At 65.5% G+C, this 13,300-nt stretch carries 13 protein-coding genes, 1 tRNA gene and 1 pseudogene; 9 read left to right on the forward strand and 6 right to left on the reverse strand.

What is annotated here, in order from left to right:
• Positions 1-217: pseudogene (locus tag Q0982_RS21780) on the forward strand (alpha/beta hydrolase); the annotation flags it as partial.
• A gap of 112 nt (positions 218-329) precedes the next feature.
• Positions 330-406: transfer RNA gene (locus tag Q0982_RS21785), tRNA-Arg, on the forward strand.
• Positions 407-433: 27 nt separating this feature from the next.
• On the opposite strand, the gene Q0982_RS21790 is transcribed toward Q0982_RS21785, so the two are convergent.
• Positions 434-1,342: a LysR family transcriptional regulator gene (locus tag Q0982_RS21790; protein WP_299399726.1), complete on the reverse strand. Its 909-nt coding sequence runs from the start codon at positions 1,340-1,342 to the stop codon at positions 434-436.
• Between the two features lie 155 nt (positions 1,343-1,497).
• Here Q0982_RS21790 and Q0982_RS21795 point away from each other — a divergent pair, with 155 nt between their 5' ends.
• Together Q0982_RS21795 and Q0982_RS21800 are read left to right on the forward strand one after the other, a co-directional pair.
• The gene (locus Q0982_RS21795; protein WP_299399727.1) at positions 1,498-1,689 is read left to right on the forward strand and encodes a hypothetical protein; all 192 of its coding nucleotides are present in this window, start codon (positions 1,498-1,500) and stop codon (positions 1,687-1,689) included.
• 303 nt (positions 1,690-1,992) lie between these two features.
• Complete coding sequence (locus Q0982_RS21800; protein ID WP_299399728.1) at positions 1,993-2,520, forward strand: hypothetical protein; 528 nt, start codon at positions 1,993-1,995, stop codon at positions 2,518-2,520.
• A 72-nt stretch (positions 2,521-2,592) separates the two neighbouring features.
• Here Q0982_RS21800 and Q0982_RS21805 read toward each other — a convergent pair whose 3' ends face one another.
• Positions 2,593-3,654 (reverse strand): hypothetical protein, encoded by a 1,062-nt coding sequence (locus tag Q0982_RS21805; protein WP_299399729.1) that lies wholly within the window; start codon positions 3,652-3,654, stop codon positions 2,593-2,595.
• 13 nt (positions 3,655-3,667) lie between these two features.
• Positions 3,668-4,750 carry a hypothetical protein gene (locus Q0982_RS21810; RefSeq protein WP_299399730.1) on the reverse strand — a complete coding sequence of 361 codons (1,083 nt, stop codon included), beginning with the start codon at positions 4,748-4,750 and terminating at the stop codon, positions 3,668-3,670.
• Between the two features lie 651 nt (positions 4,751-5,401).
• Here Q0982_RS21810 and Q0982_RS21815 point away from each other — a divergent pair.
• From Q0982_RS21815 to Q0982_RS21835, 5 genes are read left to right on the forward strand one after another with little or no spacing between them, the layout of a single operon-like run.
• Positions 5,402-6,706, forward strand: coding sequence for an ABC transporter substrate-binding protein (locus Q0982_RS21815; RefSeq protein WP_299399732.1), 1,305 nt, complete (start codon positions 5,402-5,404; stop codon positions 6,704-6,706).
• Between the two features lie 29 nt (positions 6,707-6,735).
• Positions 6,736-7,704, forward strand: coding sequence for a carbohydrate ABC transporter permease (locus tag Q0982_RS21820; protein WP_299399734.1), 969 nt, complete (start codon positions 6,736-6,738; stop codon positions 7,702-7,704).
• Positions 7,704-8,531: a carbohydrate ABC transporter permease gene (locus Q0982_RS21825; RefSeq protein ID WP_299399736.1), complete on the forward strand. Its 828-nt coding sequence runs from the start codon at positions 7,704-7,706 to the stop codon at positions 8,529-8,531. The genes Q0982_RS21820 and Q0982_RS21825 overlap by 1 nt, the downstream gene beginning before the upstream one ends.
• Positions 8,528-10,303 (forward strand): alpha-glucosidase family protein, encoded by a 1,776-nt coding sequence (locus tag Q0982_RS21830; protein ID WP_299399738.1) that lies wholly within the window; start codon positions 8,528-8,530, stop codon positions 10,301-10,303. Before Q0982_RS21825 ends, Q0982_RS21830 begins: the two co-directional genes overlap by 4 nt.
• 4 nt (positions 10,304-10,307) lie before the next feature.
• Entirely contained in the window at positions 10,308-11,399 is a 1,092-nt protein-coding gene (locus tag Q0982_RS21835) for an ABC transporter ATP-binding protein (RefSeq protein WP_299399740.1), read from the forward strand.
• A 34-nt stretch (positions 11,400-11,433) separates the two neighbouring features.
• Here the strand turns inward: Q0982_RS21835 and Q0982_RS21840 are convergent, their stop codons facing one another.
• The 3 genes from Q0982_RS21840 to Q0982_RS21850 all read right to left on the reverse strand — a co-directional run.
• Positions 11,434-12,006 carry a hypothetical protein gene (locus Q0982_RS21840; RefSeq protein ID WP_299399742.1) on the reverse strand — a complete coding sequence of 191 codons (573 nt, stop codon included), beginning with the start codon at positions 12,004-12,006 and terminating at the stop codon, positions 11,434-11,436.
• Positions 12,007-12,242: 236 nt separating this feature from the next.
• Positions 12,243-12,665, reverse strand: coding sequence for a hypothetical protein (locus Q0982_RS21845; RefSeq protein WP_299399744.1), 423 nt, complete (start codon positions 12,663-12,665; stop codon positions 12,243-12,245).
• Positions 12,666-12,691: 26 nt separating this feature from the next.
• On the reverse strand, positions 12,692-13,300 hold a 609-nt coding region (locus tag Q0982_RS21850), incomplete at its 5' end, for a molybdopterin-dependent oxidoreductase (protein ID WP_299399745.1).

Consider the following 13,300-nt stretch of genomic DNA (forward strand, 5'->3'; position numbering starts at 1 on the left):
GCGCCGCGCCCTCTATGCCGAGGGCTGGCACATGCTGCTGCGCGACCTCCAGGCCCAGGTGGTGATCGACGACATCGCCGCCTGGACCCGCGACCGCGCGGCACCCCTGCCGTCGGCCGCGGAAGCTTATGCCGCCGCGGCGCTGGCGGGCGAGGCGGATCAAGAATCAGAACAGGCAAGCGCCGAGGGTGAGGACTGCGCCGAAGCGCCCTGCTGAAGCCGTTCCTGCCGCGCTTCAGCCGACGAGAGACCGGCCCGCAAAGCGCTTTGCGCCCTCCTCACGAATGCAGTATGGTCGCCGCGTCCTGAAAGGGACCCTTTCCCCTTGGGGACCCGTAGCTCAGCTGGATAGAGCGCTGCCCTCCGAAGGCAGAGGTCACAGGTTCGAATCCTGTCGGGTCCGCCAACATACTTCCTTCGATAGAACCTCGCTTCACCCCCGCCGCCTGCCGGCGAAGAGGGCGGCGTTGTCGTGGATCAGGGCGACCACGCGGTCGGCGATCGTGCGGATGCGTGGAACGTCGCGCAGGTCCTGGTGCACCACCATCCAGGTCTCGCCGCGCAGTTCGTCGACGGGATCGGTCAGGCGCTGGAGGTCGGCTTCGGTGTCGGCGGAATAGCAGGACAGCAGGCCGAGGCCGCCGCCGCCGCGGATGGCGTCCAGCTTCTCCGCCGGGGTGCTGCAGGCGACCCGCGCCTTGGCACCGCCCAGCCGCGGCGCCAGCCACTGCGCCGTGGAGAGGTGCTGGCGCGCCTCGTCGTAGTCCACCCAGTCCCAGCGCGACCAGGCCAGCCCCGGCGGATCGCCGAGGCTGAGCGTTACCTTGTTGCGGGCCACGTAGTCGCGGCTGGCATAGACCGCGACCGCCGGCTCGGTCACCTTGCGGGCCATCAGGTCGCCGCGTTCAGGCATGCGGTTGCGGATCGCGATGTCCGCCTCCCGCCGCGACAGGTTGGTGAACTGGAAAGAGGCTGCGATCTCCAGGTCCAGCCCGGGCAGGCCGTCGAGCAGCAGGGCGACCCGGTTGCAGAGAAAACGGCTCATGGCCGCCCCGGCGCTGATACGCACGGAACCCTCCAGCGTGTCGGAAACCGCGCGCCGCCGGTCCACCGCCTCGGCCGCCCGGGCCATCGCCTGCGCCATGGGCAGCAGGGCCCGGGCCGCCGTCGTCGGCACATAGCCCCGGGGCAGACGGTCGAAGAGGCGCTCGTCCAGCGCATGCTCCAGGGCCTGGACGCGGCGGCCCACCGTCGGCTGGCTGAGGCCCAGGTCCCGGGCGGCGGCCGAGAGGCTGCCGCTCTCCACCAGCGCCAGGAAAACCCGCAAATCGTCCCAGTTCATCGGAAATCTATTCATCACTGAATAATACATTACAGAATTCGTCAATTTCCATTTGAAAGTGAATAGAAGACTGTGACGCTCCCTCGTCGCCGCATTGAACCGGGGTGGAACCGCGCGCGACCGCCCTTGGATCGGACAGCACAAAGGACTGCACAATGACGAGATCCCTGACAGACCGGCTTCGGTGGATGCCGCCGCTCTGGACCCGGCTGCGCGGCCTGGACTGGCGCGCGGGCCGCTGCCGGAAGCCCAAGATTCACGTGAAGGACCTAAGTGATCACATGCTCCGCGACCTCGGTCTCGGCGACACGACGCAGGACAGCACCCCCCTGGGCCGTTGGCCCTGAGGGCTCAGAGGATCGTGATCCAACGCTCTGAGGCACCGGCAGCGCGCGCCGTCCTGCATGTGCGCTGGCCTCTGGCCCGCCGCGACTCCCACCCTCTGGCGCGCCCCGACGACCGCCGTCCCGAAGGCTAGCCGTCCCGAAGGCTAGACAGCCACCGGTGTGATTCCCCGGCAGCTTTTCGGAGCGGCACCAAAAGCCAAACCGAGAGCCGTCCTCCGGACCTTCCCTTCTTCCGTGCAAAGCGAAATGATCCGTGTAGTATGGCCGCGGGGGTTGAACCACGCCTGCGAAGGGGAAAGGCGTATGCATATCCTGCTCGGGGTTCTGGGCGTCGTCGGCGTGGCGCTGTTCTGGCTGTGGCGCCTCCGCAACGCGGCCGGCGCCGCGCGGGAGGTGGTGGACGTCGCCGATGATCTGCGCGCCGCGGTGCGCCGCTTCGGATACAGCCGCAAGGCCAATCAGAACCCGCTGGACGGCATCGAGGACCCCCGGCTTGCTGCCTCCGGAATCCTGGCGGCCTTCGCCAACATGGACGGCGCCCTCAGCCGCGACGAGATCGACGGCATCGCCGGTCTCTGCGGCGGCGCCTTCGGCTGCGACGCGCAGGAGGCGGACCAGATCGGCGCCTACGGCCGATGGCTGATCCAGCAGTCTCCGGCGAACATGGACGAGGTCATCCGGCGGCTGGCCCGCAACCTGATCGGCAGTTTGGATGCCACGGAGAAACGGGAGCTGCTGGCCATGGTCGAACAGGTGGCGAGCATCGAGGGGGGCGGCCTCTCCGAAACCCAGCAGGACAGCCTGGAGCGTCTCGCGCGCCAGCTCGGCTAGGCCACGGGTCTGCCTGGCGCAGGCTTGCAGACCGCGCTGCGTTGCGGGTGACCAGCCAAAGCCTGGCGGGATTCACGCCTTGTCGTGATACTGGATCGGCTCGAGCCGCTCGAGGCCGGGGCGCATGGTGCTCATCAGAAAATCGGCGCGCCGCATCGGGCCGCCGATGTCCGGGCGCGGAAACTGTTCTTCCCAGGCCGACAGCTTGACCGTCGTGACACAGAGCGCGCCGCCGATCTTGTTCTGATAGTCGACGATCAGGTTTTCCATGCGCTGAAAGGACTCCTGGGACATGTCGTCCCACATGTCCGTCGTGCGGTCGCGGAACATGGTCAAAATGTCGCCGAGTTCCGAGACCGTCGTCGCGATCTTGGTTTCCACCTGCGAGCAGGCCGCCATCAGGCCGCGCTCCTTGGACAGCTTGCGGTCGGCCTTGAGCGCCGCCAGGGCCTTCAGGAACCGCTCCAGCTTCGGCCGCGAGGCATCGAGACAGGCCTGGTAGTAGGCAAGTGAGAGATAGACATCGCCGTAGTCCTCCAGGAACTTCGGAATCCCGGTGATGTCCATGCGCAGCTGGCCGGCCAGCTTCGAGAGATTCTCGCGCGCCTCCTTGGCCTCGGGGGCGGCGAAGAGTCCAACCAGGTCCTTGACCGAACGCTGCTTGTCTTCTTCCGGGCCGAAGACCGCGCGGACCAGAGGCCGGGTGAAGGCGGACATGTGCGGATCGAGCGCACGCACCTTGTCTTCGGACAGGCGCAGGTCGTCAACGTCCTCCACGTCGATGCCGAGACGGCGCAACTCCACCCGCATGCTGTAGACATCGTAGCTGGGCAGGGTAGCCAGGTTCTTGATCAGCGGCAGGTCGCCGCGGTTCTCCTGGTCGAAGTGAAAGACGCGCGGCAGATCGGCAGGGAAGACCTGTCCGCTGCCGGCCTGTTCGTCGGTGAACAGCTCGACGACGCCTTCGAAACGGGAGTTCTTGATGAGCCGGGCATCCTGCAGACCGCGCGTCACCAAGGGCACCGAAGAGAGCGGCAGGATATGCAGCGAGTCCTTGGCCGAGTCTTCGCTCAAGTCCAAGGCCAGAGGCACTTCGCCGAAGGTTGGGTCTTCGGCGTCTTGACCGGCAGGCACGATCGCAGGTCCCCTATTGCGGGTCTTCGTAGCTGATGTCCTGCACCAGTTCCAGGCCAGGGCGCATGTTGGTCATCAGGAAGTCCGCCCGGCTCCAGGGACCGCCGCTTTCCTTTTGCGGGAACTGCTGGTTCCAGGCGTTCATCTTCACGGTGATGATGCAGAGCGCCGCGCCGATGCTGGTCTGATAGCCGATGATCATCGCCTCCATGCGGCGGAAGGTCTCCTCCGACATCTTCTCCCACATGTCGATGGTGCGGATGCGGAACATCTCCAGCACGTTGGCGATGTCGTGCACGACGCCGGTGATCTTCGTCTCCAGCATCTTGCATGTGGCCATCAGGTTGGCAGCCTGCTTCAGGCTGGCGGTTTGCTGCATCTCCTCCATCGCAGCCAGAAAGCTGTGGATCTGCGGTTTGTTCTGATCAAGGCAGTACTGGTAATAGGCGAGGGAGAGGTAGACGTCGCCGTAGTCCTCGATGAACTTGGGGATTGCGGTGACGTCGATGCGCATGCGGTGCGACAGCCGCGCCAGGTTCTCCCGCGCGACGTCCATGTCCGGAGCGATAAAGAGGCCGATCAGATCCTTCAGGTCCTCCGGCTCCTTCTGCGCCGCGCCGTAGACGGCGTGCAGGAGCGGCCGGGTGAAGCTGCGCATATGCGGGACCAGCCGGTTGCGCAGTTCCGGAGAGAGCTGCAGCGTCTCGACATCCTCCACCTCAATGCCCAGGCGCCGCATGGCCACCCGCACGGTGTAGACGTCATAGCTGTTGAGCTGGCTCAGGTGCTTGATGAGATCGAGGTCGGTCTTGTTCCGCCCGTCGAAATGGAACACCTCGTTCAGGCGGTCCGGAGAGATCTGACCGCTGCCGGACTTCTCGTCGGAGAACAGCTCGATCACACCCTCAAAACGCGAGTTCTTGATCAGGCGCGCCTTCCTCAGGCCGGTGGTGACCAGGGGCATGCCGGTCAGGGGCAGTTTGTGCAGTGTGTCCTTGTCCGGCGGCTCCGCGTCCAGCGGGATGTCAGATCGAACCGGCGGCCTGGAATAGGACCGCAGGTGCGACTGCGCGACGGTGCTGTTACGTCCCTGCATGCAACCAATACCCTTCCGTTTGACCTCGCGATGCAAGCACCCAATCAGTGTTCGAAATCATCAAAAGCAACCCAGGCCATATAAAATTCTTGTTTGTGCCGAGCCTCACGAGCCATCTTCTATTATTCCGGGCAAAGGATAATAAACGATAAATCATGTTTTTAGATTGAATTGATTAGTCCATATTGCCTAGAAATACTTTCAACCAAAACGCAAAACGAGCGCCTTTTCGAGGTCTCCGGCGCGCTGCGGTGGCCGCGTCGCCCGGCAGCCACCGGCTGCGGTAAGGCCACGGCTTCATCTTGGGTCGCCGTCGCACAGAGTCTTTGGCCACACTGGTGGGCACAACCACACCGAGCCTTTCGGGCGCCCCCTATTGACCACTGGTCAGCCCCGAAACATCCGCCTAGGGTTGTTTCGGTCGTTTTTTCGTACCAATTGCGCGCTGGAGGTGTATAACCCCCGGCCAACAGACGCGATGGCGACGCTGGAAAGCAGCGCGACAAGAACCGACGGGCCGCGTGGCAACGGCGCGCCACCGCAGCGATCCTTTGAATGGCTGCCTCCCGGCGCAAAGACCGGCACCAGAAGAACGGCCACCGGAAAACCGGCCACTGCCACAGCGGCAGCAATCAGGGCAGGGAGGACACAATGAAGAAAGACCACAGGAGCATTGCGTTCCGCACGACCGTGGCGGGCGCCCTTTTGGCATCGGCAACGCTCACGGCAACGCTTTCCAGCCCGGTCGCCAAGGCAGCCGAAGTCTCGATCGCCTGCGGCGCGCTGGGCGTCGAGTTCGAGCTCTGCAAAGAGGGCGCCGAAGCCTGGGCGGCGGAGACCGGCAACACCGTGCGGCTGGTCAACACACCGAACTCCACCACCGAGCGCCTGGCCCTCTATCAGCAGCTGCTGGCTGCCGGCGCCGAGGACATCGACGTTTTCCAGATCGACGTCATCTGGCCGGGCATGCTGGCCAACCACTTCATCGATCTGAAACCCCACAGCAACGGCGCCGAGGCCGAGCACTTCCAGGCCATCGTCGAGAACAACACCGTCGACGGCCGGCTCGTGGCCATGCCCTGGTTCACCGATGCGGGAGTTCTCTACTACCGCAAGGACCTGCTGGAGAAACACGGCAAAGCGCTGCCCGAGACCTGGCAGGACCTGACCGAGACCGCTGCGGCCGTCCAGGAGGCGGAGCGCTCCGCCGGCAACGACAAGCTCTGGGGCTTCGTTTGGCAGGGCAAGGCCTACGAAGGCCTGACCTGCGATGCCCTGGAGTGGATCGACTCTTTCGGCGGCGGCGCCATTGTCGACGAGAAGGGCAAAATCACCATCAACAACCCCCAGGCCGCCAAGGCCCTGGACATGGCAGCCTCCTGGGTCGGCACCATCTCGCCGCCGGGCGTGCTGAACTACGCGGAGGAAGAGGCGCGCGGTGTGTTCCAGTCGGGCAACGCCGTCTTCATGCGCAACTGGCCCTATGCTTGGGGGCTCGCCAACAGCGAAGACAGCCCGGTGCGCGACAAGGTCGGGGTCACGGCCCTGCCCAAGGGCGGGCCTGACGGCAAGAACAGCGGCACGCTCGGCGGCTGGCAGCTTGCGGTTTCCAAGTACTCCGCCAATCCGGAGGCTGCGGTGAGCCTGGTGATGTATCTCACTGGTGCCGAAGAACAGAAGCGCCGTGCCATCACCGGCGCCTACAACCCGACCATCGCCAGCCTCTACCAGGATGACGAGGTGCTGCTGGCCAATCCCTTCTTCGGCAATCTCTACGACACCTTCACCAACGCCGTGGCCCGGCCCTCCAAGATCGCTGGGGCGAAGTACAACCGCGTCTCCAACGAGTTCTGGAACGCGACCCATGCCGTGCTTTCCGGCAAGGCCGACGGCGCGACCAGCCTTGCGCAGCTGGAGAAGAAGCTGAAGCGGATCAGCCGCAACGGACGCTGGTAGGACGGCACGGCTGAGGGGGCGCCCGTGCCATGACCCAGCAGACCCTCGATCATGCGGCAGCAGCCCCGGCGGTAGCGTCCGGAAAACTATCCCTCGGGCGCAGCCGCGTGCGCGCGGCCTGGATCTTCCTGGCGCCGATGCTGCTGGTGCTGCTGCTGGTCGCCGGCTGGCCCCTGGCCCGCACCATCTACTTCGGCTTCACCGATGCCGACCTCTCGGACATCGCCAACTACGAGTTCATCGGCTTCGCCAATTACCTGGAGTACGACGACGGCGAATGGTACGGCCTGCTGGTCGATCCCGACTGGTGGAACGCGGTCCGCAACACCCTGGTCTTCGCCTTCATCTCGGTGAGCCTGGAAACGGCCCTCGGCCTCATCATCGCCCTGGCGTTGAACGCCAGCTTTCCCGGCCGCAGCATCCTGCGCGCAGCGGTGCTGATCCCTTGGGCCATCCCCACGGTGGTCTCCGCCAAGATGTGGGGCTGGATGCTGCACGATCAGTTCGGCGTGCTGAACGATATGCTGATGGGCCTCGGCATTCTCTCCCAGCCCGTCGCCTGGACCGCCGACCCCCAACTGGCCATGGCCGCCGTCATCATGGTCGACGTCTGGAAGACGACGCCTTTCATGGCCCTCCTGATCCTGGCGGGTCTGCAGATGCTGCCGTCGGACTGCTATGAGGCGGCGCGGGTGGACGGGGTGCATCCGGTGAAGGTCTTCTTCCGTATCACCCTGCCCCTGATCCGCCCGGCGATCATGGTCGCAGTGATCTTCCGCCTGCTCGATGCGCTGCGCATCTTCGACCTGATTTACGTGCTGACCTCCAACAGCACCGACACCATGTCAATGTCGGTCTATGCGCGCCAACAGCTCGTCGACTTCCAGGCGGTGGGCTACGGCTCCGCAGCCTCGACGCTGCTGTTCATGGTGATCGCCGTGCTGACGGTGGTCTACATCGTCGGCGGCAAGGTGAACCTGGGCGAGGGGAACCGCTGATGCGCAGGCTCGCTCTCAAAGGCGCCTTCGCGCTGCTGCTGGTGGCGATCGTCCTCTTCGCCGTCTTCCCCTTCTACTACGCCATCGTCTCGTCCTTCAAAACCGGCTCGGAGCTGTTCCGCGTCGACTACTTCCCCTTCTCCTGGAACTGGAGCAACTACGCCGCGGTTTTCGAGCAGCAGCCCTTCGCCCGCAACATCGCGAACTCGGTGGCGGTGGCCGCGGCCGTGGTGGCGCTGTCGCTGTTCCTTGGGCTCACCGGCGCCTACGCCCTGGGGCGGGTGAAGTTTCGTGGCCGCGGCATACTGCTGCTGACGATTCTGGGGGTTTCCATGTTCCCCCAGGTCGCCGTGCTGTCGGGCATGTTCGAGATGATCCGCTTCTTCGGACTCTACAACAACCTGGTGGGGCTTATCCTCGCCAACATGATTCTCACCCTGCCCTTCACGGTCTGGGTGCTGACCACCTTCATGCGCGAACTGCCGGTGGAACTGGAGGAGGCGGCGCTGGTGGACGGGGCCAGCCCCTGGGTGATCGTCACCCAGGTCTTCATGCCGCTGATGTGGCCGGCCATGGTGACCACCGGGCTGCTGGCCTTCATCGCCGCCTGGAACGAGTTCCTCTTCGCCCTCACCTTCACCCTCACCAACGACCAGCGCACGGTGCCGGTGGCCATCGCGCTGATCACCGGCGCCAGCGAGAAAGAGCTGCCCTGGGGCAACATCATGGCCGCCTCGATCATCGTCACCGTGCCGATCATCGTTCTGGTGCTGATCTTCCAGCGCAAGATCGTCTCGGGCCTCACCGCCGGAGCCGTGAAGGGATGACTGGCCAGGGCGCAGGTTCCAAGGGTGCAAGTCGGAAGAGTGCCGCAGGCGGCGATGCCGAATGGTGGCGCGGCGCGGTGATCTATCAGATCTATCCGCGCAGCTTCTACGACGCCAGCGGCGACGGCCTGGGTGATCTGGCGGGCATCACCGAGAAGCTCAATCACATTGCCAGCCTGGGCGTCGATGCGATCTGGGTCTCGCCCTTCTACAAGTCGCCGATGCGCGACTTCGGTTATGACGTCGCCGACTACCGTGCCGTCGACCCTCTCTTCGGAACCCTGGACGACTTCCAGCAGCTCCTCGGGCGGGCCCACGGGTTGGGATTGAAGGTGCTCATCGACCTGGTTCTGAGCCACACCTCCGACGAGCATCCCTGGTTCCTGGAGAGCCGGCAGAGCCGCGACAACCCCAGAGCCGAGTGGTACGTCTGGGCCGACCCGAAACCCGACGGCACAGTGCCGAACAACTGGCTGTCGATCTTCGGCGGCAGCGCCTGGGCCTGGGAGCCGCGGCGGCGCCAGTACTATCTGCACAACTTTCTGACCTGTCAGCCAGACCTCAACCTGCACAGCATGGCGGTGCAGGACCAGCTGCTGTCGGAGGCGGCCTTCTGGCTCGACCTCGGCGTCGACGGTTTCCGGCTCGATGCCGTCAACTTCTGCAGCCACGACCGGCAACTGCGCGACAACCCGCCGCTGAAGCCGGGCGAGCGACCGACCGATGGGGTGCAGCTCGACAACCCTTACGCCTACCAGCGCCACCTCTACGACAAGACGCAGCCGGAGACGATCGACTTCCTGAAGCGCCTGCGCGCGCTGACCGACCGCTACGAGGCCCGCACCACCATGGGCGAGGTCAGCGGCGACGACTCGCTGCGCATCGCCGCCGACTACACCAGCGGCGGCGACCGCCTGAACATGGCCTATACCTTCAACCTTCTGACCTCGGATTTTTCGGCGGCGCATCTGCGCGACGTTGTGGCGGAGATGGAATCGGTGGCCGGCGACGGCTGGCCCTGCTGGGCCTTCAGCAATCACGACGTTATCCGCGCGCCTTCCCGCTGGGCCCAAAACGCAGATGGGAGTGCGGAACAGGCGGAGGATAACGACTTCGCGCGCCTGCTGATGGCGCTGCTGCTCAGCCTGCGCGGCTCTGTTTGCCTTTACCAGGGCGAGGAACTGGGCCTCGTCGAGGCGGAGGTCCCCTTCGAGCGGCTGCAAGACCCTTACGGCAAGGCCTTCTGGCCCGAGTTCAAGGGCCGCGACGGCTGCCGCACGCCGATGCCCTGGAACGGCAGCGCCGACCACGCAGGCTTCTCAACGGCGGAGCCCTGGCTGCCGGTCGACCCGCGCCACCTTGAGCGCGCCGTCGACCGCCAGGACCATGTTCCGGGATCGCTGCTGAACGCCTACCGGGCGTTTCTGCGCTGGCGCCGGCGCCAACCGGCGCTGAGGTGGGGAACGCTCCGCTTTCTGGAGACGGAGGATCCGCTGCTGGCCTTTTACCGCCGCTGCCCGGAGCAGCAGGTTTTTGCCGCCTTCAATCTCGGCGGCAAACCCGCAAGCCTGGCGCTTGCGGAGCCCGGGGGCATCACACCGCTTGACGGCCACGGGTTTACGGCATCCTGGGAAAACGGCAGACTGACGTTGCCGCGCTACGGCGCGTTCTTTGCCCGGGCTGATTTCGCAAAGCAGCCTGATTTCGCACAGCAGGCTGAGAACGCAGATACAAAACAAGAAGAAACCGGCAAGGGTATCGAGGGAGGATGAACCCATGGCAGAGGTGGTGCTCAAAGGCATCCGCAAATCGTTCGGCGACATCGAGACCATTCATGGCGTAGACCTGACGATCGCCGACCGGGAGTTCGTTGTCTTCGTCGGCCCTTCGGGCTGCGGCAAGTCGACCCTGCTGCGGCTCATCGCCGGCCTCGAGGAGATCACCGCCGGCGAGATGACCATCGACGGACAGATGGTCAACGAGCTGCCGCCGGCCCAGCGCGGCATCGCCATGGTGTTCCAGTCCTATGCGCTCTATCCGCATATGACGGTCTACGACAATATGGCCTTCGGCCTGAAGCTGGCCAAGGCGAGCAAAGAGACCATCGAGGAGCGGGTGCGCCGCGCCGCCGGCATCCTGCAGATCGACCACCTGCTGGAGCGCAAGCCCAAAGAGATGTCTGGCGGCCAGCGCCAGCGTGTCGCCATCGGCCGGGCCATCGTGCGCGACCCAAAGGTCTTTCTTTTCGACGAGCCGCTGTCCAACCTGGATGCCGCGCTGCGTGTGCAGACGCGCATCGAGTTAGCGAAGCTGCACGAAGACATGGCGGCGACCATGGTCTATGTCACCCACGACCAGGTCGAAGCGATGACCCTGGCGGACAAGATCGTGGTGCTGAACGCCGGCAACGTTGAGCAGATCGGCTCCCCCCTGGAGCTCTACCATCACCCGGAGAACCTCTTCGTCGCCGGCTTCATCGGCTCGCCCAAGATGAACTTCGTCAAGGGCTCCATAGCCGCGGTGGACCAGAACGCCATCGAGGTGGCACTGCCCGGCGAGGTGCGCACGCGCATTGCCGTGCGCCCCGACGGCGCACGCAACGGCGACGAGGTGACGCTGGGCGTGCGCCCTGAACACCTGATCGCCGGCGGTGCGGACTCCCAGCTTGTCGGACGGGTCGACGTCGTCGAGCAGCTCGGCGATTCCAACCTCGCCTATGTCAGCCTGCCCAACGGCGCGACCGTGGTGGTCCGCAGCGAGGGCGATGCCAGAGTGCGCGAAGGCGACCAGATGCCAGCCGGCCTCGACCCCAGCCAGTGCCATCTCTTCGACGCCGACGGTGCCGCCTTCCCGCGGGTCATCCAGTAAACCGCTAGACCGCGACCCGGCCCGTCAGAGGCGCTCAAGCGCCGTCCGCGGCGCGGTCGAGACGGCGGCGCAGGGAGGCAAAGCGCACGTCCTGACTGCGCAGTTCTTCGGGAACGGCCGAGAGCTGTTCCAGCGCCTGTGCCGTCTGGCCCAGTTGCAGGTGCGCCTCGATCCGCGCGATCAGCAAGTCGGTCAGGTGGCTGCGGTGGCCGACCGATTCCAACCAGGGCAGCGCCGCATCGAGGAAGCGGAGAATATCCTCGTAGCGCGGCACGCTGCGCAGGGCGGTTACCACGAAATGGGCGCTGCGCCCGGCCGTGTTGACGTAAACCTGGGCCGGGCCGGCGCCATGGGATTCATAGAGACGGCGGCAGACCTGAAAACAGGCCGTCGCCAGACAGAGACAGAGATCGGGATCGCGGTCGCCGACATGATCGGCGGTGATCTGGTCCAGGCCGACGATGGCGATGCTCGGCTCGTCGGAGGCGGCGAGCTGAATGGCCACGTCGCGCGTCATGGTCGGCGGCATGGCCGAGAGGATGGCCTGCCGCTGTCCCGGCGGGCCCTCGGTGAAGGCGTGCACAATCTCGTCGGTTCTTGACCCCATGCCCAGCACCCCTGCTGTACAACCAGCCGGTTCGGCAACACCGCGGGAAGCGGCACCCCGGTTGCGCAAACCTCGAAGGATCTTCGCGCAAGAGTATGAGAAGGGGCCGCTCCGGTAGCAATCGCGCCGTGGGGGTAGCCCCTTGGTGGTGATGCTCGGCAGGCGGCCTGAACGGATCGCCGAGGCAATCCTAACCGGGCCCTAACCGGGCTCTAACCGGGCCCTAATCGGGCGGGTTAGTTACGGACGGGCTGGTCCGGCGCGGGCCGATTCGGAAAAGCTCCGACATGGCTCGGCCGGTGGTCGATGCCGAAGTGCTCGCTGAGGTAGGAGAGGATGAGTGCGCGCTCTTCCGGCTCGGGCTCGTCCATCTCCTGTTCCTCGACCATCCAGTCCAGCGTCTCGTCCCAGGCGCTGCGGGAGAGTCCCTGCTGGGTCACCAGGCGCAGCGAATGGCAGGCCCCGCAGAGATAGCCGGCCTCCTCGCGGCCCGGCCCTTCCGGCCAGTCCGGGCCGAAAGGGTCGTCCTCCGCCGATGCACCGAAGGCCGGCAGGGCGAGAGCGCCGGCAAGCAGGGCAGCAAAGCGGAGGCAGCGGACCGGCCCCCGGAAAGGCCCCGGGACGGGCCGGCCGCCGCCCTGCACAACACGGTTCCTCATGCGGCCCCCGATCCCATGCCCCTGGGTCATGCGGCCACGGTCACCGCGATCCGGTGCATGGCGTTGTTGAGATATCCCTTGGGATTCCAGTTGATCGCAAAGGGCTGCATCACACCCTGATCGTCGGTCGCCCTTGCCCAGACCTCGTAGTAGCCCTTCTCGGGGAAGGTCACCTCGGCCCGCCAGTCCTGCCAGGAGTAGGGATTGGGCGGCGCGTCGAGATCCGCCTCGATCCAGCTGGCGCCGAAGTCGATGGAGATGTGCAGCTTGGACACGCTGCGGTCGCCGGCCCAGGCATGGCCGCGCAGCGCGAGGCTGCGGCCCGAGATGCTGGTGTTGGTCTGCGGCGTGGTGATCAGGGACTTCACCGGCATCGATTCAATGATCTTGAAGTCCTTCTTGTCGACCTCGGCGCCCGGCGCGACGCTGTAATAGGGCACGCGGTAGGACGTACCGGTCATCTTCGGTCCGTCGTGCACGACATCGCGCAGCTGGATGCGGCGCAGCCATTTCTGCGAGGTGGACCCGGGCCAGCCCGGGCAGAGGGTGCGCACGGGAAAGCCGTTCAGCGCCGGGATCGGCTCGCCGTTCATCTCGAAGGCGATCAGCGAGTGCGGGTCCATCGCCTTTGCCAG

Source organism: Pelagibius sp. (assembly GCF_028281305.1).
Taxonomy (GTDB): Bacteria; Pseudomonadota; Alphaproteobacteria; order Kiloniellales; family Kiloniellaceae; genus Pelagibius.

Bases quoted from the DNA above. Each gene is read 5' to 3' on its own strand.
- Q0982_RS21830 (WP_299399738.1), top strand. From the start codon at position 8,528: ATGACTGGCCAGGGCGCAGGTTCCAAGGGTGCAAGTCGGAAGAGTGCC.
- Q0982_RS21815 (WP_299399732.1), top strand. From the start codon at position 5,402: ATGAAGAAAGACCACAGGAGCATTGCGTTCCGCACGACCGTGGCGGGC.
- Q0982_RS21820 (WP_299399734.1), top strand. From the start codon at position 6,736: ATGACCCAGCAGACCCTCGATCATGCGGCAGCAGCCCCGGCGGTAGCG.
- Q0982_RS21800 (WP_299399728.1), top strand. From the start codon at position 1,993: ATGCATATCCTGCTCGGGGTTCTGGGCGTCGTCGGCGTGGCGCTGTTC.
- Q0982_RS21825 (WP_299399736.1), top strand. From the start codon at position 7,704: ATGCGCAGGCTCGCTCTCAAAGGCGCCTTCGCGCTGCTGCTGGTGGCG.
- Q0982_RS21835 (WP_299399740.1), top strand. From the start codon at position 10,308: ATGGCAGAGGTGGTGCTCAAAGGCATCCGCAAATCGTTCGGCGACATC.
- Q0982_RS21845 (WP_299399744.1), bottom strand. From the start codon at position 12,665: ATGAGGAACCGTGTTGTGCAGGGCGGCGGCCGGCCCGTCCCGGGGCCT.
- Q0982_RS21810 (WP_299399730.1), bottom strand. From the start codon at position 4,750: ATGCAGGGACGTAACAGCACCGTCGCGCAGTCGCACCTGCGGTCCTAT.
- Q0982_RS21840 (WP_299399742.1), bottom strand. From the start codon at position 12,006: ATGGGGTCAAGAACCGACGAGATTGTGCACGCCTTCACCGAGGGCCCG.
- Q0982_RS21795 (WP_299399727.1), top strand. From the start codon at position 1,498: ATGACGAGATCCCTGACAGACCGGCTTCGGTGGATGCCGCCGCTCTGG.
- Q0982_RS21790 (WP_299399726.1), bottom strand. From the start codon at position 1,342: ATGAACTGGGACGATTTGCGGGTTTTCCTGGCGCTGGTGGAGAGCGGC.